Raw genomic sequence first — 21,067 nt, 5'->3', positions numbered from 1 at the left:
ACAAAGGGGGAGCGGGAAATGGAAGGAAGCGATCGTGCAGGAAGCCGGATTTTCAAGCGGCTGCTCGTCTATAATTTGATCGCGGTTCTAGTCGTTTCTCTCGTCCCCCAATTCGTGTTTTACCGAATATTCATGGGCATGTACAACGAAGAAATACAAGGGCTTAACATGCAGACGGTACGTCAATTCCAGAATGCCGTCGACGAACCTGTTCTCAAAGAGATGGTGGATTTCCCTAATCTGCATCTCTCCGAACTAGAGAGCAACGAGGCGCTTGTCTATCCATTGACTCATGATATCAGCCGTAACTCATCCGCCATTCTGAAGGTGGCTGGACGCATCGACGATATCAAAAACAATACGCAATATCTGCATTCCATTGATCTTTATTACCCCAGGGGGAATTTGCTGTTTCTTGGTGATCGGGTATGTATGCTGAATGAATCGGAATGCGAACTTGGCGCCAGATCGGAATGGTTCAAGTCTTTCACCGAGACCGATATCAATATCGATTGGTTAGAGGCTAGAGAAGCGGGGGCGCATGACCCCTCCAGAATTGCGTCGTATGTACGCAGCATCCCGTTCTTCGGCAGCAAAGAGCTCCGTCAAGGCGTTGTAGCCGTTAACCTCGATCTGGCTGAACTTGATATCATGCTTCAAGAATTGAAGCCGTTCGCAGAAGGCGCGCTGTTGATCGTAGACGCATCCGGAAGCGTGATTGCCCATAATTACGGCTCCGAGCTGCCTCCCGACTACTTAACGGATGAAGTCCGTTCGAAGCTTACCAACGTCTCGGAAGAGGGAATGTTCGATGCCAAAGTAGCAGGCCAAGCGAGCGTTGTTTCATTTATCCCTTCCCGCTATAACGATTGGCGTTACGTTTCCATCACATCAATGGAGAGCGCCTACCGCAAATCGACTCAAATCAGAAGCTGGATGCTGGCGATCGGTGCCGCTTTCTTAGGCGCCAATGTGATTGTTACTGTATGGCTTACAAATCGCGCTCACAGGCCGATTTCCAACAAAATGGAGGATCTCAGGCAAAGCCTGGCAAGGCATATGCCTATCGTTCGCCATAATTATATGCTTGGACTATTGTTCGGTTCGGCACAGGATTCGCAGAAAACGGGAGATATGGCATCCATGTTAGGATTCGGACATGATCAGCGCCGGATCGCCAGCTTCGCATTACGCGTCTCAAGACCGGAAGGAATGGAGCATCATGAAGCTTTGGCAGCGGACTTTCACCTCATCGAACGTTTGGAAGCCGGATTTGCTAATGTAACCATTGCGGCTATTAGAGACGAGCGCTCGCAAATATTCGGTTTTATCAGCTTTGACGAGAGAAATAACCAATCAGACATGATTGCCGGGCTAGTCGCTTTGATTGAAGAAACCGCAGGAGAGAAGCATTCGTTATGCCTTGGCGGATTCTATCCATCTTCGGACGAAACCATTGCGCGTTCGTTCGCGGAGGCCGATGAAACGCTGGAATATGCCTTTGTATATCCTTCTAACAAAGTCATGTTTTATGGGGATATCCACACGGGACAACGTATGGAGCCCAGCGGTATGCCAAAGCAATTGGACGATATACCCGCCGCGATTCGAACCGGCGACGAGAAGAGGATGCGGGGATTAATCGCCGAATTGTTAGGCGAAATCAGGCAAGGAAGCTGGACGATTCGATATTGCCGGAATGTGATGCTGGATATGGTGCTGCTTATCGAAAAGACGGCTCAGCAGCTCAGCTATCAGCCTTCGGAGCTGTTCGGCGGCGAGTCTCGCGAGCAATATCGCAAGCTTGAGCATGTGGACCAGTTCGAGGAATGGATTTCCAGTGTCGCTCTATCTGTCATCAATCGGATTAATGAGCGAAAGGGCCAGATCGATCAAGATTTTGCCAATAAAATCGTATTGTACGTCAACAACTCCATTTCTCATCAGTTGTCGCTTGTTTCCGTAGCGGAACATGTCGGCGTTAGCCCGACTTATTTAAGCAAAATTTTCAAACACATCACGGGCAGCAATTTCAACGAATACGTGACGGGGCTGAGGCTGGAGCGGGCGGAGGAGCTGCTCCGGGAGAAAAAACTGTCGGTGCAGGAGATTTCTTACCGGGTCGGTTACCAATCCACGCATCACTTCATCCGTCTGTTTAAGGAGAAACATGGATTGACGCCCAAGCTATATCAGAAAACGTACGCGGACGAAGGAACGGATCAAGGCGAGGCATAAAGTCGGCTGTGTCCCATTCGGCCGCCGGGAGGTAAGCCTATGCGAATATTGACTGGAACGCTTATGCATGAAACCAATACATTTAACGCTTCGCCGACGAAATTGGAAGACTTCAAGGTGCTGCAAGGTCACGAGTTGTTCGAGCACGAGTTCTGGAGGGGCAATGCGGAATCGACGGGCGGAATTATCGAGACGCTGCAAGCAGAAGGGGCGGATGTCGTGCCGACTGTTCATGCGGTTGCGATGGTATCCGGGATTGTCGAAGACGAAGCATATGTGAAAATTAAACGAATGGTGTTGGACGCCGTACGTTCTGCGGGACAGATCGACGGCATCTGCTTCTGCCTTCACGGGTCTATGTATACGCGCGGCGCGCAAGATCCTGAGGGCGACCTCATGAAGGCGATTCGCGAACTAGTGGGAGAACGACTCCCCATCGTCTGCGCGCTTGACATGCACGCGACAATAACCGAGGAGCTGTTGCAAAGCGTGAACGCTTTTACCGTATTCCGTACGGCTCCTCATACGGATCGTTATGACTGTGGCGTACGCGCGGCGGAACTGCTGTTGCGCATCATTCGCCGAGGGCTGGATGTCGTTACGGTTGGAGCTCGACTGCCTTTCCTGGTGTGCGGCGAAAATTCCATGACAACGGTTCTCCCGATGAAAGATATGATTGCGGAGGCGTACGCTGTCTCGCGTATGAAGCAAACGTTGAACGCGGACTATACACTGGGCTTCCCATGGGCGGATACGCCGCATCATGGCGTATGGGCTCTCGTAAGCGGAGAATCCCTCTATCTTAACGAATTGAGGGAGATAGCCCTGGATATGGCGGAGAAGCTATGGGAACAACGGGATGAATTCCGTTTCTCGGAAGAATCCCATGAACTCGATTCAGCGCTTGATATCGCTTTGGAGACGAAGGGGACGGTCATGCTTGCCGATACCGGCGACAATCCCACCGCCGGTGCTTCGAGCAATTTGACAATCGTGTTGGAGAAGCTGCATCAACGGAACATCGATCGCACGCTTGTGGCTGTAATCGCCGATGCGGACTCCTATACGGCTTGCCGGTCGGCCGGTCCGGGTCAATCGGTGGAGCTGAAGCTTGGAAGGCGCCAGCCGAATACGGAAGAGCCTTACCGCGTTCAGGCGCATGTTCGGTCCGTTCATGACGATATAGACGCTGTCGGTCACAGCAAGGAACGCTGTAATGCCGCGGTCGTGGTAATCGGCGAAGTCGATGTCATTGTGACGGAGAGGCGCATAGCCGTATACGATCCGCAATTTTTGCAGCAACTTGGCGTGCATGTCGAGGATTACCGGTTAATCGTCGTGAAGAGCGGTTATTTAAGTCCTGCGTACAGAGAACTCGGAAGTCGGACGCTGTTTGCGCTAACGCCTGGACAATCCAATATTTCGTTAAGTCGAATCGTCTACGAGCAGGCGCCGCGCCCTATATATCCGCATGAACCGAATACGGCTTGGAACAGGGACGAAGAGCGCAAACGCATGATCAGGGTGAAATGAACAACACCGACTGAACGTTATTCGCCCGAGCTCCTGCTATTGCGGTATTGCAACGGCGTCATTCCGAGATTGCGTCGGAAGAGCTTGCCGAAGTAAGGCACGTTCGTAAGACCGACTCGAAGGGAGATTTCACGCACGGACAGCTTCGTGGCGGCGAGTAGCAGACAAGCTTCCCGCAGCCTTCGTGCCGTTATGAATTCCGTCAAAGTAGCGCCTGTCTCCTGATGGAACAGCCTGGAGACGTGGGAAGGGGAGACATACAGTTCCTCTGCTAACCGAGCGAGCTGAAACTCTTCCGTGAAGTGGGCTTCGATCCATTGAATCGCCTTCTCCGTATAGCCCATTGTTCTCGGAATCTGTGAAAAATAATCCATATCCGATGCATCCGCGGGAAACACTCTACGAATGAGCTGCAACAGGGATATCGCCGTTAATGTCATCTCCTCAAGCCGCCGGTCCGCAACGGCGGCTTGTATCGCTTGATCGCCGTGCATCAGCGCAAGCTTGGCTTCCCGTTCGAGCTCGCCAAGAGAGTAATGCTGCGCCGGCAATTCGCTGCGCCAAAGCATGCGGAAGAAACGCTGCAAGGCAGGGAACGATTCAAGCTTGGCATCCAACGTACTGGGATCGAACAACAACACGCTGCGCTCGTAGGAGAAACCGGCGCTCATATGGATTCTATGAAGCTGATAGGGCTGGAACAGCATTAATGAGCCGCTACCGACGTGTTCGAGCTTGTCACCTATGACAATCTGCCCTTGACCTTGATGGATAAGCAGGAGTTCCATGCCTTGATGGGCGTGGAAGTAATAGTATTCAGGATGCCGAACGCCGTAATGCAAGAAGAAACGCTCCTTCAGCTCGATAGGCTCGATAAGACCAGCGTGTTCCTTTTTCATACGGATCCCGGCTCCCTTTTCATCGTTGATTATTTGCATCATAACACAACATTTGTGATTTGTTGATCTCGAATCTATATAACGCGCATTGCGGATAGGGGATGACGATTTGTTTAATAAGTTGCCGATAAATGAAGTCAGACAAGACGGAACGAAACTGGCCGATGGGTATGAGGAGACGCTCCGTTTGCTCCAAGAAACGCTTGAAACGAGAAATGTCGATGAATTCATTGTAATTGACGGGACGCACGGAGCCGACTTTGAAGGCTTCAGCGTTATGCTTGATTCATGGCTTCGGCATCTGGGATATGATACGAGACTGGTTCCCGTACGGCAATATGTTAAGTCCGAAGCTCAGTTAAGAGAACGGTTTGCGAATGACATCACGGATAATCGCGCTTTCGGCGTTATGACGAAGGGCGAGATAAGCGATTACTTCCGAATGGACGCGGTTACTCAACTGGAAAATGAGTTAGTAAAAGCTCCGGCCTCCCTCTCCTTTGCGGATTTCGACTCTAATCGAAAGTCGATGACTCTTGTTGTAGGAACCGGTTCGCACTGGCTAACGGGCGGGGGTACGCTGAATCTGTTTCTCGATGTGTCCAGAGAAACCCAACAAGCGCTCCACGCTTCGAATCTTTGCAACTTCGGATTCGATAATAATGAGGACACGCTGGAGAAATATAAAATCGCGTTTTTCGTGGAGTGGCCGATATTAGAAGCTTATCGGAAAGAGAAGCTGGGACAATTCCAGCTTTATGTGGATATGAACAAGCAGGATCATCCGACTTCCGTTGCCGTGGATGAATTATTGCTTCTCATCCGCGGCTTAGCTGCGGGTCCGATGCGCGTGAAGCCCTTCTTTGCGCCGGGCGTATGGGGAGGGCAATATTTGAAGGAGCTGGCCGATCTGCCCTCGGAGTGGGACAATTGTGCTTGGGGGTTCGAGCCGATCGCGCCGGAAAATTCAATTCTGATCGGCAACGGAGGCAAGGTGATCGACGTTCCCTTTCTCCTCGTCATGAATGTGGGGTACGAGATTATACTTGGCGATCGGATTAGCGGCTTGTTCGGCGATTATTTCCCGATTCGCTTCGATTATCTGGATACGATGGGCGGTACGAATCTGTCCGTCCAGGTACATCCCAAGCAGACTTATATGCGCGAGAAATTCAATTATATTCTGGAACAGCAAGAGTCGTATTACATGATGGAAAAGAAGGAAGGATCAAAGGTCTATCTCGGACTTACCGAGGAATGTACCGAAAATAAATTACTCGGCGCAGTTAAAGGTGCGCAGTTGACCGGAGTTCCTATCGATCACAGGGAATACGTACAGGAATGGGAATGCGAGAAAGGAGATTTGTTCCTGATTCCGACCGGAACGGTTCATTGCTCCGGCGCAGACAATCTTGTACTGGAAATCTCTTCGACGACATGGTGGTTTACGTTCAAAATCTATGATTATGTTCGCAAAGGGCTAGACGGCAAGCTGCGTCCCATCAATATCGACCACGCTTTCGCCAACATCGATTGGTACAAGAAGCCGAATTGGGTGAAGGAACAGTTGATTCAGGCTCCGGTGCTGGCCGGCAGTCAAAGGGGAGCGGAAGAATACGTGATTGGCCGTCGCGAGGATCTGCTATTCTACGTGAATCGCATCCATCTGACGGAATTATGGGAGGACGACACGCAAGGCGAATTTCTTATGCTTAACTTGGTGGAAGGAGAGCGGGTGCGCATTCAATCTTTGTCCGACTCCGACTTGTCCGTCGAGTTGGGGTATGCCGAATCGTATATTTTACCGGCTGTTCTTGGAGCTTTCCGCATCCAGAACCTTGGTCAGCGTCCTGCCAAGTTGATTAAAGCAGGCGTCTCTTCGGATTGGAATATCAAGGTTGTCCATGACTAGCTATGCGATTGTGTTCGATGTGGGAGGCAACTTTATTAAGTCTGCCATTATGACAAGGCAAGGACAGGTGCTTCTGGATACTGTGGGCAGTTACCCGTCCCGCTCACACTTGGAGAAACCTGAGATGCTGGATTATTTGGCAAACATGGTGCAATTGCAGGCTAGCAAAGTTCCGGAGGGGGGAGTAGTGCAAAGGATAGGCTACGCCTTTCCAGGTCCCTTCGATTATGAGCGGGGAATCAGTTATATGAGCGGAATCGGCAAGTTCGACAAGCTGTATGGCGTGTCTGTCGGGAGGGAGTTGATTATGCGATTGCAAGGAGATGAGTCGGTGCAGGCTTGGCTGGCAACGGATGCCCGTATCGTCTTCGGCAATGACGCTACCCTGTTCGCTCTCGGTGAAGCAGCATGCGGTACGGCTTCACGTTACCACCGTTCAATATGTATTACGATTGGTACTGGATTGGGATCTGCATTTATTGACCGGGGAGTACTTGTCAAGGACAGATCAGATGTTCCGCTTAACGGATGGTTATTTAATTTGCCGTTTGGGAACGGCATAGCCGATGACTATATATCCAAACGGGGAATTCTTGCAATCGCGAAAGGCGCGGGGCTTCATGGCATGGAATTGGACGTCAAGGATTTGGCGGATCGGGCACGGGCTGGAGATAAGTCCTGTAATGAAATCTTCCGGGAGTTCGGACGAAATTTGGGTCTGGTGTTGAAAGGGGCCGTAGATGCGTATCGACCGGAGGCCATCGTGATCGGCGGACAAATTGCCAAGAGCGCCGGCTTGTTTATCGGCGAAGCACGTAAGATTCTTAATCATCGGAATTTAGAGATTCACGCCGTTGAAGAAACTTCTCTCAGCACTTTTGCTGGAATATTAAACATGGTTATTGAAGAACAAGAGGAGAGAGGAGATATTGTAGATGATGAACCATAAAGAAATTATTCTCCAAACCGTGAAAGAACCAGCTTATTTCCTAAATGTACCGCCAACCGTTTTGACCGATGAAACAATTATGGAGCGTAAAAATAAATTATTGAATGCGATGAAAAAAGAAGGTTTTGACGTACTTGTTATTTATGCAGACAAAGAACACGGAAGCAACTTCGAATATTTAACGGGATTTATTCCGCGTTTTGAAGAAGGAATCCTTATTGTTGATGAATCAGGAGATTGCACGGTTATTTTGGGAAACGAGAATTTGAAAATGGCAGCTCATTCCCGTGTAGCCGTTACCTTGAAGCATTGTCCATTATTTTCTTTGCCAAACCAGCCGATGGACAATGAAGCGGCTTTGGAAGATATCTTCAAAGAAGCAAGTGTAGATCAAAGGGGAAAGATAGGACTAGTGGGATGGAAACTTTTCACGACCCGGAACCGTAACCCTTCTGCTTACTTTGATATTCCATATTTTATTGTGGAAGCTATTAAAAATATAAAACGTCCCGATGCTGAATTAATCAATGCCGCCCATCTATTGATTAGGGGAGATGTTGGCGTTCGTACAACGAATAACGCCAATGAAATCGCTCATTATGAATACGGAGCAAACCTGGCTTCGACGTGTATATTGATGGCGATGAATGCCGTTAAGGTTGGCAGCAAAGAAGTGGAAATCGGACATAAATTAACAGCAGAAGGACAATTCAACTCCGTTGTAACGATTGCTGCAGCCGGCCAGCGTTTCGAGAAAGCCAATTTGTATCCTACGCACAAACGAATCGAATTAGGAGACTCGTTATCCCTAACGACCGGTTACAAAGGCGGTTTATCTAGCCGTACAGGTTTTGTCATTGAATTCGAGCATCAACTGCCCAGAACGCAAGCTGATTATTTAGATCGGGTTGCCAAACCCTATTATTGCGCAGTAACTAATTGGCTGGAGTCTATCGAAATCGGTATGAACGGTCATGATTTTTATACCTTAATTGAAAATGCGTATCCGAAAAATAAATATAATTGGCATTTGAACCCGGGTCATCTGGTGGCAGATGAAGAATGGATGTCCTCTCCCATTTATTTCGGATCGACTGAACGACTTCAAAGCGGGATGATTCTGCAAATTGATATTATTCCATCAATCGCTGGCTATACAGGGGTAAGCGCGGAAGAATGCGTAGCAATAGCTGATCAACAATTGCAGGAAGACATACAACTGCAGTACCCTGAACTATGGAATCGGATTATGACAAGACGAAATTATATTGAGGATGAATTGAATATAAAAATGAGTAAAGAGGTCTTGCCTCTATCCAATACGGTAGCTTATTTACGTCCGTTTTATTTAGCAAAATCACAAGCGTTTGCTGTAAAAAAGACCCGTTGATTGTGGGGAAGAATTTGATCTCGATTGGCACGGTCAGTCTGATTAAAGCCATTGAAAGCTTTCACACGGGCAAAGGCACGAAACTCGTCACCCACGTATGATCAATTTCTTGGTTTCGCTTCATATGTATACCCTTAATGCCAGACTCTAGCAGAGTCTGGCATTTATATTTTGCTTGGCTTGGCAGCCCTTTGGTCAAATCCTACTATTTTTTAACCACAGGAACCCAAAATTCGCCGTAGAAAGTGCCGTCACCGTTTTCTTTGCGATAAGTCGCATTGGGGCCGCCGATGTAAGCATAGTCAGTGATTTGAGACAAGATTTCTCCAAAAGCACGATAAGTCAACTGATTAAACAAAGTTTCCTTGTCTCCGGTTCCTGCGAGCACTATGTACTCGCTCTCCGGAAACTCGATGATGCGTGTTGCGTCAGCCACCGATTTGCTAGCTTCTACCGCGAAATAATTCCACGGTCTGCCTTGATAAACCTCGTTGACTGACCATTCGCGATCATCTTTTGCGGCCGCTTTGAGCTTATCAAAACGCCCGTCAGCCTTGAGTCTTCCCCAAAACTCTGCTTTTTCCTTCTGCAAAGCTGGCGCGTCTTGGAAATTGGATTGAATTGAAAAACCATAAGCGGTCAATGTAAATGATTTCTTATGTTCAACTGTGTAATTGGCCATGGAAGTGCTCCTTTGACTGAGATTAGCCTGTTACTTTTTTTGCGCGAAGCCACATTTCGCCGTAGAATGTACCGTCCTCAGTTGCTTTGACGAATGTTGAGTTACCAGGACCAACGTATTTGTAGTCTGTGATTTCTTGCAGCAGGCCACCGAAAACCTTGCCTGTTATTTCGTCAGCGAGGCGGTCTTTTTCGGCGCCTGTGCCAGACACCACGAGGTAGTCCCCCGCAAGGAAGTCAAGGACGACCGCGCCTTCCACGTCGTATGCATCCATCACGCCGAAGCCGCGCCAAGCCTTGCCGTCGATGACGTAGTTGATTTGATATTCTTGCCCGTCAGCGAGCGTGAGAAGTTCGGCAAGCTTGCCGTTTTCAGTGATTTCAGCTTTTTTCGCTGCAGTTTTTGCTGCATTGCCTGACCAGTCGTTGTAGTCTTCAAGTAAAACACCGAAAGCAGTCATTTTGTAGTTTTCTGAGATGGTTTGGATGGAGTAATTAGACATTTTAATCTCTCCTTAGCGGATTTGTTTTTACAAGATTGATATTATTCTCTAAATGTATCAAAAAACGATACCTTTTATCGGAAATCAAAAAGTATTGCAAAAACAGAATCAAAATCAGTACGGGTGCTACATTTCTGATACAATAAAATCATGAAAAAGACAGAACGAGTGAGCCTGATCATGCGCTTCATCAATAACCGCGCGCATTTTACGATTGCAGAGATTCAGCGGGAGTTCAAGATTTCTCGCGCGACGGCAATCCGCGACATTAACGAGATTCAAGCGATGGGTTTTCCGCTGACGACCGAGCTTGGGCGCGGAGGCGGCTACAATGTCTTGCAAAATCAGTATCTGTCCGCCGTCCGTTTCACGCCAGAAGAGCTGAAAGCGATATTTATCAGCTTTATCGCATCGAAAAATTCGCAGCTGCCTTATTTGCAAAATCGCCGCTCCATCACTGAAAAACTCATCGGCATCGCGTCGCAAACCCAGCACGACGAGCTGATTGAGCTGAATAATATCTTGCTTTTTGAAAATACAAATCCTGCTAATCCGAATCTTTTGGAACTCGATGATGCGGCGCCTGCGGAGTTGAACCAGCTGATTTCGCTTGCCGCGCGGGATAAGCACTTGCGCTTGACGTATGAGCGGAGTCCTGGCTGGCCGCAGTTGATGGATGTTTTTTTGATTCATATTTTCAACTCAAACGCTCGTTGGCTGGTCGAGGTTTATGATCTTGATACCGATGAGTTTCGCTATTTGCCTGTTGAGATGCTGCGGGATTCGGCCATTTCTGAGCAGAAGATGAGGCGGTCCGAGCAAGAGATTTTAAGCAAAAAACGGCTTGGAGCACGTGATTCTAATCTGATTGTAAGGCTTGATACGACTGGAATTCAGCGCTTTAAGCGCTTGCACCCGCCGGGGATTATTTTGTCCTTTACAGGGATGTTCCAGTCGAGCGGGATTTTCAATGCTCAACTGGATGTGACCGATGCTGAGGCGCTAGAGTATTATGCGGATTGGCTTTTGTTTTTGGGGAAAGGGGTCGAGTTTGAACGGATTCCCGATGAGCTGCGCTTGATTTTGGAAAAGCGGTTAAGGGGAAGCGCTGACACTTTAACAAAGACACGTTAGGCCAATAGCCGGGCTGCAACGTTCGCCATTTATGATATTATATTTCCATGCATTTTTTATCCAGGCCATCCGCTTGGCGTAGGGTACAAGGAGTGACTTGAAGTTGATTGCGATTCAGCGGTTATTTATGCCGAAAAACAAAACGAGTTCGTTATTTACGAAGCTTGTCGTAGCGTTTATGGTCATTATCTTTTTTTTGATCGGCCTCAACTATTTGACCATATCGTTAATGTCGACCGAAATTCGTCGTGAAATTGTCAGCTACAATTCGGCTAATCTGGAGAGAACGGCCGGCAATTACGAACAGCATTTCGAACTGGTTCGCAAAACGATGATGTCCTTCTACATTAACGAGAATATCCAGCAATTCGGCAAACGCGGAAACTTTATCAAATATCCCGCTATCCAAGAGGAACTGAAACGATTAGTGGGCAATTCGCTGTTAATGATGGAAGACGTCTTTCTCTTTTCCGGTACCGACGAACAGGTGCTGGATTACAAAAAAAGCACGGTGGCAGACCAGATGTTTTCCGTGTTTTTGAAGCAGGAAACCTATACGAAGGAGTTTTGGGCGCGGCAATATACGGAGGATTACAGCTATAAGGTGCTTGCCGACGCCACCTTCTATGAACAGGCTTACGCCAATGCCCCGGCAACATCGTATGTGTATTTGCCCGTCGTTTATAAGGGATATGCCGACAGCCCTTTTTATATGGTCGGACTTCTGGATTCGGCAAAAATGTTCAATCAGCTGCAAATTTCCGTACATGACAATCTGATCATTATGAACAACGATCAAATCTTGTACGAGAATAAGGCGGAACATCGGATCCCCGATTCTAATCTGAACTTCGCCGCTAACAAAGGGTTTCATATCGACGACGATTATTATTACTTCTACGAGCAGGGGAAAGGAACGGGCTTCACCTACGTAAGCATCGTTCCCGTGGAGACCATCTCGGCGCAGCTAAAGATCAAATCGGTTTTGTTGTCCGTTCTGATTCTGTCAATTTTCATCGCGATCCTGTCGGCGGTATGGTTTGTCCGGAAGATCAATAACCCGTTGAAGCAGATTATCGAATCTCTATTGAATCAAAATAAAAAAATGCCGGAGTCGAGCAGAATCAAAGAATTCGACGCGATTAGCGAGCAGTTCCGCCATTTGTCCGACGCCAAGGAACAAGCCGATCACGAGCTGAAGTCGCAGAAGTCGTTGTTGCAAAACTTCGCTTACGTTAACAAAATGAAAGATATTTGGCCTAGAAACGAACTGGAGGTCCAGTTCTCCGACGCCCCCTATCTGCTGATTATGTTCCACTTGACGATCCGCCACACCTTCGGCGATATGATCACGGAGCACCGCGAAAAGAACGAATCCAGATGGTATTCCTATGTCAAAGAATACATCGATCTGACGATCTCGCATGACCATCGTCAGCCAATCAGCTTCCATATGGAAAAAAACCAGCTGATGACGATCGTGTTTTGCGAATCCGTAGAAGAAGTAAAACCAGTCTTGGAGAAAATAAAAACGACGCTGGATATCGACCAGTCCTATGGTTTTGCCACCATCTCGGTGAGCTCGATTTATTCTCATTCCGATGAATTGACCGAGGCCTACGAGGAAACGTTGCTGCGTTTGCAAATGCGGCCTTTGCAAGCCGCAACCATTATCATGAAAGACGATTCACTCGACAAACGCGTTCAACCAACCGTCTCGGCCGACCAATTGCGAGAGATCGCCTCTCAACTGTCTGCCGGGAACTTCGCGAACGTCCGTCACGCGATGAACAAGCTCTTCGGCAAGCTGCAGGAACGGCAATGTCCCGCGACGGAGGCGATCAAGCTGGCCAAGCTGCTCATGGATAGGACTATTCATCTCTACAATCAAGGAACGGGTTTGCTTACGGTCGACCATCCATTCTCTCATACACAAGCCGAAAGCATGATCGAAAATTGTTTAAGCTACGAGGAATTGGAAAGCTGCCTGATGTCCTTCTTCCTGCAGCTGCACGAGCAGACGGAACAACAAAAGCAACAAGTGGGAACGGATAAAATCATTGATTTCGCCACCAAATACGTGGGGACCCATTATAGCAAAGCCTTCAACCTGGAGGACGTAGCCGGAGAGTTGAAAATTACGAGCGGCTATCTCTCCACCTACTTCAAGGAGAAGACGGGAACCAACTTCGTCGACTACGTGAATCAAATCCGAATCGAGAAGGCTTGCGAGATGCTGCGCGACACGGAATTGAAGGCCCGGGAAATTGCCGAGCTCGCCGGGTATCAGAACATCAACTCATTCAACAGAATGTTCAAGAAATATACAGGCATGACGCCTACGGAGTATAGGCAGCGACCGCGATCCTAACCTGAATTACGAATCATGGTCTGTTTTACGGATCATTCGATAAATCGTGAGGCCACCCCGCAATCGTATGATTGTGAGGGTTGGCTTATTTTTTTATGATGAACGAGCACAAGGCAGGGATGTTCCAAATATCAAATCAGGACAAAGGGGATGCATTCAGGATGACAGAGTGGTACAAATCGAAAAGCATGATGGTTGCGCTGTCGGCCGTGGCGTTGACGGCGACGCTTGCGGCCTGTAGCAGCGGAACGGAGAACGGCGGCAAGCCAAACGAAGAGGGGCAGCCCGCAACAAGCGGGACGGAAGGGAATAACGGTTCCTCCGGCGACCATGCTTCTTATTATTTCGAGGAGCCGCAAACGATATCGATGTTTACCGAAGTCGCGGCTTCATGGCCGTACAAAAAAGAATGGCCGGCTTGGAACTGGATTAAGGAAAAAACGAACATCGCCGTAGATGTCCAAATTCCTTCGGGAAGCTACGAGGATACATTGGCGCTGAATATTGCTTCGGGCGAAGTTCAGGATGTTCTATACATGTTTAATACAGACAAATACGGCGAGGAAGGAGTGCTTCTGGATCTTGCCCAGCATTTGGACAAAATGCCCAATTTCAAAAAATTTCTCGACGACAATCCGAACATTAAAACAAGAGCAACCAATTCCAACGGGAACATCTATAGCGCGATTATAGACGGGGCTGGCGTGACGAACCAGATGATCTGGTTCTACCGGGATGATATATTCGCCAAACACGATCTTCAACCTCCGACGACCTGGGATGAACTGTATGAAGTCAGCAAGAAGTTAAAGGAACTGTACCCGGATAGCTATCCGTTCATATTCAGGCACGGTTTGGGCAACTTATCCAACTTTGCGACAACGTTTAATACAACCAACCAATTCTTCCCGGATCCCGAGACGTCCGAGTACCGGTACGGACCTATCGAGGATAACTATAAGGAAATGCTGACCTACCTGAATAAATTCTACGAAGAGAAGTTATTCCCGCCGGATTGGTTGTCCATGGACGTGAAGGTATGGAACCAGGCGATAACGACGGGCAAGTCCTTTATTACCGTGCAGTATATTCCGCAAATGGAGATCGTGAATAACCAATTGCGCGAGGGAGAGCATATGAGCTTTATGGCGCCTCCCGCCGGAGTAGCGGGCAGCTCCTATATTCCGAGCACGAATATGGAGTCGAACTCTTTCGCCGTTTACGCCAAAACCAAAAATCTCGATGCTTCGCTGCAATACATCGATTTCCTGTATTCCGAGGAAGGCTCCGATATTATGAGCTGGGGCAAAGAGAACGAAACCTATACGGTAGCCGACGGCAAGCGGACATTCCTTCCGGAATACAAGCAATTCGCCGACCTTCGCAGAGAAGCCGGCATTATGACTCACGGAACCTACGGAAAGTTCGATACGAACGCGTATCTGAGCATGATAGCGGATGACGAGAAATATGCCTACGAAGAGGCGCCGAAGTACGCCTTCCCGGTCCAGGTCGTGTCCCCGAGATTCAATGGCGATGTGTTGGAACGCGTCAATTTGTTGAACCCGCAAATTTCGAAGCACTATGAAGAGAGCATGGCCAGATTCATTATGGGCAATCGTCCGCTTAGCGAATGGAGCAGCTACACGGAAGAAATGAATAAGCTTGGCGTGCCCGAGATGCTGGAGATCTACCAACAAACGTGGGATGACCAGCGAAGCGGCAGCGGCCAATGATCGGTTGGTTTCGCAGAACGGGGCGAGATGTCGTCCGCGACAGGTACATCTTGCTCTTGCTATTGCCGCTGCTCGCGTATTACATCGTGTTCAAATACTTGCCGATGGCCGGCATCGTCATTTCGTTCAAACAGTATAGCCTGGTGAAAGGAATATGGGCTAGCGACTGGGTAGGCTTAAAATATTATTACCAATTTTTCAACAGCCCGGATGCGCTTCAAATCATTCGCAATACCTTTTTATTGGGCGTGTATCGGCTTGTTTTCGGGTTTCCGTTTCCGATTATTTTGGCGATTCTGTTAAACGAAGTGAGAATTTCGTTTTTCAAACGGTTTGTGCAGACCGTCAGTTATTTGCCTCATTTCATATCAACGGTCGTGGTGGCGGGGATGATTACGGTCTTCCTCTCCCCCAGCGCCGGGGTTGTCAACGACTGGCTGCAGGCTTTGGGATTGGAGCCGATCAACTTCATGTCGGAGGCCAAATGGTTTCGGACGATCTATGTGACCTCGGGAATCTGGCAGGAAGCGGGTTGGAGCTCCATTATATATTTGGCCGCGTTGACGGCGATTAATCCGACCTTGTACGAGGCCACCGATATCGACGGAGCGGGACGCTGGAAGAAAATCCGGCATGTGACCTTGCCGGGCATCGCTCCCGCCATCATCATCATTCTGATCATGAATATCGGCAGCATTATCGATATCGGCTTCGAGAAGGTGTTCTTGCTGTATAATGCCGCAACGTACGAAACGGCCGATATTATATCGACCTACGCATACCGTTCGGGGATTGTGCAAGGCAATTTCTCCTATGGCACCGCCATTGATTTGTTTATGGGCATCATCGGGTTGGTCTTCGTCGTTGGCGCCAACTATGCCAGCCGCAAGCTGACGGAGACGAGCTTATGGTAGGAGGTCCAATGAAAAAGAAATTTTCGCTATTTTCTGCCGTCAATGTTCTGTTGTTGTCGATCGTAGCCTTCATCGCGTTGTATCCCTTTTATTACATGGTCGTCGTCTCTCTCAGCTCTAGCGAATATGTCATGCGCGGCGAAGTAGGACTATGGCCGAAAGGGTTCACGTTAGATGTTTACAAATACGTGCTCCAGGATGAACGCATCTGGATCGGCTATAGAAACACCATTCTTTATACCGTTTTAGGCACCGTCATTTCATTGGCTTTTACGTCCATGGGGGCCTATGCGCTATCGCGCAGAAGACTGGTATTCGGCAAATTTTTTATGCAGCTTGTCGTATTCACCATGCTCTTTAGCGGCGGAATGATTCCCACGTTCCTCGTCGTGCGTTCCGTCGGGATGATGGACAGCATCTGGGCGATGATTATTCCGGGGGTGATTTCCACATGGAATTTAATTATCATGCGTACTTTTTTCAAAGGTTTGCCTTATGAGCTGGAGGAAGCAGGCAAGATCGATGGTTTGAACGATATCGGCATTTTTATACGGATTATTCTTCCATTGTCCAAGTCGATTCTGGCCACGATCAGCTTGTTTTACGCCGTAAGCATTTGGAATAACTTCTACAGCGCGTTGCTTTATTTGCGCGATCTTGATTTGTTCCCGCTGCAAGTGATTTTGCGCAATCTGGTGCTGGCCGGTCAGGTCATGGACGGCGGAATCACCGCGGGGGCGGGAAGCGACGCCATTGTGGACGAATCCTTGAAGTTCGCCACCATTATCGTCTCCACGCTGCCGATTATGGCCGTTTATCCGTTTGTGCAGAAGTATTTCGTGAAAGGCGCTTTAATCGGTTCACTAAAGGGATAGAAAGAAGGGACACCGTTGGTTTATGACGAGAAGCTTTCGAATAAGGAAAACGAACCTATTCCTCCGTTTTGGCGGACTCGGCTCCGGGACATCGAAGAAGAGCTAAGCCAGGTGACAATCGGCAGCATCATTGGGTTGGGGAAGTCGGCAGGAGGCAGAGAGATCCAAGCGGTTGTCTACGGCGATCAAGAACCCTATCCTAGACGGGCGAATTATAATTCGGCTTGCGGAGCGGGAGATTTGGCCTGCTATAAGTCCACGGATAAGGACAGCCGCAAGACGCTGCTCATTGTCGGCGGGATTCATGGCGGCGAATTGGAGGGAATCGCGGCCGTATTGAATCTGATTCATGCGCTCGAGACGGGGGAAGACCATCGAGGCAAGCGGCATGACGAGTTGCTCGAGCTTCTCCGCCAGTGCCGGCTCGTTCTGATCCCATGCATGAACCCGGACGGCAGGGCGCGAATTCCCATCGACTCCTTTGCCGGCCTGAGTATGAATCAAATGCGTTATTACGTGCAAGGAACGTGGAAGAACGGTGAGTTATGCAACTGGCCCGATTGTAAAAAGGTGCATCCCATGAAAGACGAAGCAGGTTTCTTGGGCGGTTACTTTAACGATGACGGCATCAATTTGATGCACGACAATTTTTTCTTGCCGATGGCCGAGGAATCGAGATCGTTGTTGCGTTTGGCGGACGAGGAGCGGGTGGATGCGTCGGTATTGCTGCATGGCGGAGCCAACTGCACAAACTTCATCGTGCCGATCCGTTACGCACCCAAGTATATCCAGCAGGTGCAACATCAATTCGCCTTGCATGTCAAGGCGGCCCACGATCGGGCGTATATTCCGTTCGATGTAAGCGGCAACTGGGAGGACGGGGCCGCGTATCCTCCGCCGTCCTTCAATCTGACGTCCGCGTTGCATCATATAAGCGGCGGCATGTCCATGACATTCGAATCCAATACGATGTTGAACGCTCCGGGAGCACAATATTCGTATGACCAAATATTGGACAGCCACTTTATTCTATTCGCGGAGCTGATTCGATTTCAATTGAAAGGGGCCGGAATCCCGACCTAATCGATGAAACGGCGACAACCACGGACTGTGTTACACATCCTTGGTTGCCGCCGTTTTTCGTTGCAATGCCGTTCAAGCGAATGACCGCGCCCTCTCGTTGCTTGATGCATCTGATGCCAGCCGAATGCGATGCCGTTCTCCGGCAAACGATAGTATTCCCTATTGAAATAAGCCTGCTTACGGTGCATCATTCCGCGAGCAGGCTTATTTGTTATGATTCGGATTTTGCACCTTTGAGCAACAGAGCAAAGCAACTTCTAAATAAATAAGAACGAATCAAAAGATATACAACGTTGTTGCCGGCAGGCATCAATTCTATAATTTGAGAAGTAGAGCGCGCTACGATTTATCACTTCTAGGGGGATTCAAATGAAAAAAACGTTGTGGACGGCTTGTTTATCCTTGTTAGTACTATCCGGAATGCTTAGCGCATGTGCAGGTAATACGAATAGCAATAACGCTCCCGGGAAGAACGCAGCTTCTTCCGAAAATGCAAACGCAGGCGACGTATCCGAGAAGCCAGTTGCAGGAGGCAAGCCGGTCGTCATTAGGCATACGATGTATGACAGCGAATTCACGAGCGAGATGGTTGCGGAATTCGAGAAGACGCATCCTCACATCAAGGTAGAGATCGTGTCAGCGGATTACAACAAGCTGATGGCGATGATGGCGGCTGGAAACGGACCGGATATCATTCGAACGAACTCCGTCACTGAGCTGCCTGGTTATGTTCTGAAAGGAATGGCGCTTGACCTGACGTCCAATTTCAATACAAGCAGCGTGTTCAAGACGGAGGACTTCCTTCCCGTGGTCAACCAATTCAAATACGACACCATTACGGGAGAGCATGGAAGCGGCGCATTGTATGGTTTTCCGAAGGACTGGTCGCCTGACTATACGATCTATTACAACAAAAAGATGTTCGAAGAGGCGGGCGTACCTGTACCTAGTAGTACGGAGGCGATGACGTGGAAGCAACTCGTTGAATTGGGGCAGAACCTTACCGTTAAGAACGGTAACAAAGTAAGTCAATACGGTCTTGTGTATTTTAATGGCGGTACCATTGCGAATCAGGACTTAATTAATCTGCAACTGCTTCAGCAAGGCGGCAGCATGTACAGCGACGATTTTGGCCAAGCGGACTTAACGACTCCGCAGATGAAGGACTTGCTTCAGTTCTGGGTAGATACGGCGAAATCCGGAGTTGGTCCTAGCCCGTTGCATCAAGAAACGGATTGGGGCGGACAGCTGTTCGTCGATGACAAAGCGGCGATCATTATTGCGGGTTACTGGTTCTCCGGGTTTTTGAAGACAAACGAGCTGACCAAAGATCGGTTAGGCGATTTTGGCGTAGCTCCAGCGCCGACGATGGAAGGCGGCAAGCGGATCTCGCCAACCGGAGCGGGAACAGGAGCGATCATTTACAAAAACTCGAAGCATCCGAAAGAGGCATGGGAAGTGTTCGAGTGGTTCTTCGGAGGAAAGCCCGCGGAAGATCGCGCGAAAGCGGGATACGGTTTGCCGGGTACGCAGACGCTTGCGGAGATGCTTCCGCAATCGACGGAATTCGACAAGATGAATTACGATTTTATCCAAAACGAACTGAAATATACGGACGGCAGTCTGCCTTACAATCCATATTTGAACTATCAGGCCGTAAATTCGATTTTCGAGAAATACTTTACTCCCGTATACTTCGACAAAGATTCGATCGATGGCGCAACGCAAAAAATGACCGAAGAGTTGAACACGCTCATTAGCGAAGGCAAGCAACTCGTCAGCCCAGAGTAAAGCACGCATAGGGTTGTCGGAGCAGATACGTCTCCGGCAGCCTTTTTTATACTTCGAATTCGTTATTAGTTACGCAAAGCAAGGGGGGCTTAACTTGAATCAGCCGGCTCAAACAGGCAAGTCTGCATCTTATGGATCCAAGCGCTTCCGCAGTCGAAGCTTCAAGGAAGCAATGGAGTTTTACGTATTCATCTCGCCATGGTTCATTGTTTTTATTTTGCTTGGCCTTATTCCTCTGTTATATGGTTTGTATCTCAGCTTCACTAACTATGCGGGCTTCAACATGGACCGGCTTGTATATGTCGGGTTCGACAACTATCGAAAAGTGTTTACCGATAATGATGCGATGTATTCGCTGGGGCGCACGATCTTCTTTACGGTAATCATGGTACCGGCGAGTATTGTGCTTGGATTTCTGCTCGCAGTATTGCTGAACCAGAACATAAAGGGTATCGGTATTTATCGTACGCTGTTTTTTATCCCTTCCATTATCCCCGTCGTGGCAGTCGGGACGATGTGGAGATCCTTATTCGTAGAAGACGGCGTCATCAACAATCTGCTATTACAGCTCGGACTGCAGCCCGTCGATTGGTTGGGGTACGATTACGCAATCTATCCGCTCTTCATTATGCTTCTGTGGGGTGTGGGAGGCGGCATTCTGATCTATTTGGCAGGGCTGAAGGGCGTATCGAAAGACTTGTACGAGGCAGCGGCCATCGATGGCGCGACGACGGTGCAGCGCTTTGCAAAAATCACCATTCCGCTCGTTACTCCGGTATTGTTTTTTCAATTCATTATGAGCATTATCGGTTCCTTGCAAATTTTCGTACAGCCTATTCTGCTCGCCGCTAATTCGAACAGCTTGCTATCCACGCCGATCCGTCCGAATTACGTGTATTCGGTGCATGCTTTTCAGCAAATATTTGCCTATGGCCGATTTGGTTACGGACTTGCACTGCTGTGGGTGCTTTTCATTATGATTTTAGCGCTAACGGTCGTGGTGTTTTCTACAAGCAAGCTGTGGGTATTCTACGAAGTCGATCAGGGGGGGAAATAAG

General features: G+C 48.8%; 16 protein-coding genes and 1 pseudogene. 14 read left to right on the top strand and 3 right to left on the bottom strand.

Features of this window, described 5'->3' with window-relative positions; genetic code table 11:
• Nucleotides 1–18: 18 nt before the first annotated feature.
• Together KJW29_RS22085 and KJW29_RS22080 are read left to right on the top strand one after the other, a co-directional pair.
• Entirely contained in the window at nucleotides 19–2,238 is a 2,220-nt protein-coding gene (locus KJW29_RS22085) for an AraC family transcriptional regulator (protein WP_214626215.1), read from the top strand.
• A gap of 39 nt (nucleotides 2,239–2,277) precedes the next feature.
• A complete protein-coding gene (locus tag KJW29_RS22080) occupies nucleotides 2,278–3,771 on the top strand; it encodes a M81 family metallopeptidase (protein WP_214626214.1) in 1,494 nt (497 codons plus the stop codon).
• A gap of 17 nt (nucleotides 3,772–3,788) precedes the next feature.
• On the opposite strand, the gene KJW29_RS22075 is transcribed toward KJW29_RS22080, so the two are convergent.
• A complete protein-coding gene (locus tag KJW29_RS22075; protein ID WP_214626213.1) occupies nucleotides 3,789–4,670 on the bottom strand; it encodes an AraC family transcriptional regulator in 882 nt (293 codons plus the stop codon).
• A gap of 109 nt (nucleotides 4,671–4,779) precedes the next feature.
• On the opposite strand from KJW29_RS22075, the gene KJW29_RS22070 reads away from it, so the two are divergent.
• From KJW29_RS22070 to KJW29_RS36225, 4 genes and pseudogenes are all read left to right on the top strand, one after another.
• The gene (locus KJW29_RS22070) at nucleotides 4,780–6,582 is read left to right on the top strand and encodes a class I mannose-6-phosphate isomerase (RefSeq protein WP_214626212.1); all 1,803 of its coding nucleotides are present in this window, start codon (nucleotides 4,780–4,782) and stop codon (nucleotides 6,580–6,582) included.
• Nucleotides 6,575–7,531: an ROK family protein gene (locus KJW29_RS22065; protein ID WP_246608879.1), complete on the top strand. Its 957-nt coding sequence runs from the start codon at nucleotides 6,575–6,577 to the stop codon at nucleotides 7,529–7,531. Before KJW29_RS22070 ends, KJW29_RS22065 begins: the two co-directional genes overlap by 8 nt.
• Nucleotides 7,518–8,921 carry a M24 family metallopeptidase gene (locus tag KJW29_RS22060; RefSeq protein ID WP_246608328.1) on the top strand — a complete coding sequence of 468 codons (1,404 nt, stop codon included), beginning with the start codon at nucleotides 7,518–7,520 and terminating at the stop codon, nucleotides 8,919–8,921. Before KJW29_RS22065 ends, KJW29_RS22060 begins: the two co-directional genes overlap by 14 nt.
• Before the next feature lie 8 nt (nucleotides 8,922–8,929).
• Nucleotides 8,930–9,013: pseudogene (locus KJW29_RS36225) on the top strand (RNA polymerase subunit sigma-70); the annotation flags it as partial.
• 113 nt (nucleotides 9,014–9,126) lie between these two features.
• Here KJW29_RS36225 and KJW29_RS22055 read toward each other — a convergent pair.
• Both KJW29_RS22055 and KJW29_RS22050 read right to left on the bottom strand, forming a co-directional pair.
• Nucleotides 9,127–9,603 (bottom strand): GyrI-like domain-containing protein, encoded by a 477-nt coding sequence (locus KJW29_RS22055; protein ID WP_214626210.1) that lies wholly within the window; start codon nucleotides 9,601–9,603, stop codon nucleotides 9,127–9,129.
• A 22-nt stretch (nucleotides 9,604–9,625) separates the two neighbouring features.
• Nucleotides 9,626–10,105 carry a hypothetical protein gene (locus KJW29_RS22050; RefSeq protein WP_187102143.1) on the bottom strand — a complete coding sequence of 160 codons (480 nt, stop codon included), beginning with the start codon at nucleotides 10,103–10,105 and terminating at the stop codon, nucleotides 9,626–9,628.
• Nucleotides 10,106–10,255: 150 nt separating this feature from the next.
• Between KJW29_RS22050 and KJW29_RS22045 the strand changes: the two genes are divergently transcribed.
• From KJW29_RS22045 to KJW29_RS22010, 8 genes are all read left to right on the top strand, one after another.
• Nucleotides 10,256–11,239, top strand: a complete 984-nt coding sequence (locus KJW29_RS22045) for a helix-turn-helix transcriptional regulator (protein WP_246608327.1) — start codon at nucleotides 10,256–10,258, stop codon at nucleotides 11,237–11,239.
• Nucleotides 11,240–11,342: 103 nt separating this feature from the next.
• Nucleotides 11,343–13,610: a helix-turn-helix domain-containing protein gene (locus KJW29_RS22040; RefSeq protein WP_214626209.1), complete on the top strand. Its 2,268-nt coding sequence runs from the start codon at nucleotides 11,343–11,345 to the stop codon at nucleotides 13,608–13,610.
• A 161-nt stretch (nucleotides 13,611–13,771) separates the two neighbouring features.
• Entirely contained in the window at nucleotides 13,772–15,346 is a 1,575-nt protein-coding gene (locus KJW29_RS22035) for an extracellular solute-binding protein (protein WP_214626208.1), read from the top strand.
• Complete coding sequence (locus KJW29_RS22030) at nucleotides 15,343–16,260, top strand: ABC transporter permease (RefSeq protein ID WP_214626207.1); 918 nt, start codon at nucleotides 15,343–15,345, stop codon at nucleotides 16,258–16,260. Before KJW29_RS22035 ends, KJW29_RS22030 begins: the two co-directional genes overlap by 4 nt.
• Before the next feature lie 8 nt (nucleotides 16,261–16,268).
• Nucleotides 16,269–17,135, top strand: a complete 867-nt coding sequence (locus KJW29_RS22025; protein WP_214626206.1) for a carbohydrate ABC transporter permease — start codon at nucleotides 16,269–16,271, stop codon at nucleotides 17,133–17,135.
• Between the two features lie 15 nt (nucleotides 17,136–17,150).
• A complete protein-coding gene (locus KJW29_RS22020) occupies nucleotides 17,151–18,218 on the top strand; it encodes a M14 family zinc carboxypeptidase (protein ID WP_214626205.1) in 1,068 nt (355 codons plus the stop codon).
• Between the two features lie 369 nt (nucleotides 18,219–18,587).
• Nucleotides 18,588–20,009, top strand: a complete 1,422-nt coding sequence (locus KJW29_RS22015) for an ABC transporter substrate-binding protein (protein ID WP_214626204.1) — start codon at nucleotides 18,588–18,590, stop codon at nucleotides 20,007–20,009.
• Nucleotides 20,010–20,103: 94 nt separating this feature from the next.
• On the top strand, nucleotides 20,104–21,066 hold the full coding sequence (locus KJW29_RS22010; protein ID WP_214626203.1) for a carbohydrate ABC transporter permease: 963 nt from the start codon (nucleotides 20,104–20,106) through the stop codon (nucleotides 21,064–21,066).
• Nucleotide 21,067 lies beyond the last annotated feature (1 nt).

It is taken from the genome of Paenibacillus agaridevorans (assembly GCF_018604145.1).
In the GTDB taxonomy this organism is placed as follows: Bacteria; Bacillota; Bacilli; order Paenibacillales; family Paenibacillaceae; genus Pristimantibacillus; species Pristimantibacillus agaridevorans.
This window is presented reverse-complemented; position numbering and strand designations above follow the sequence as displayed.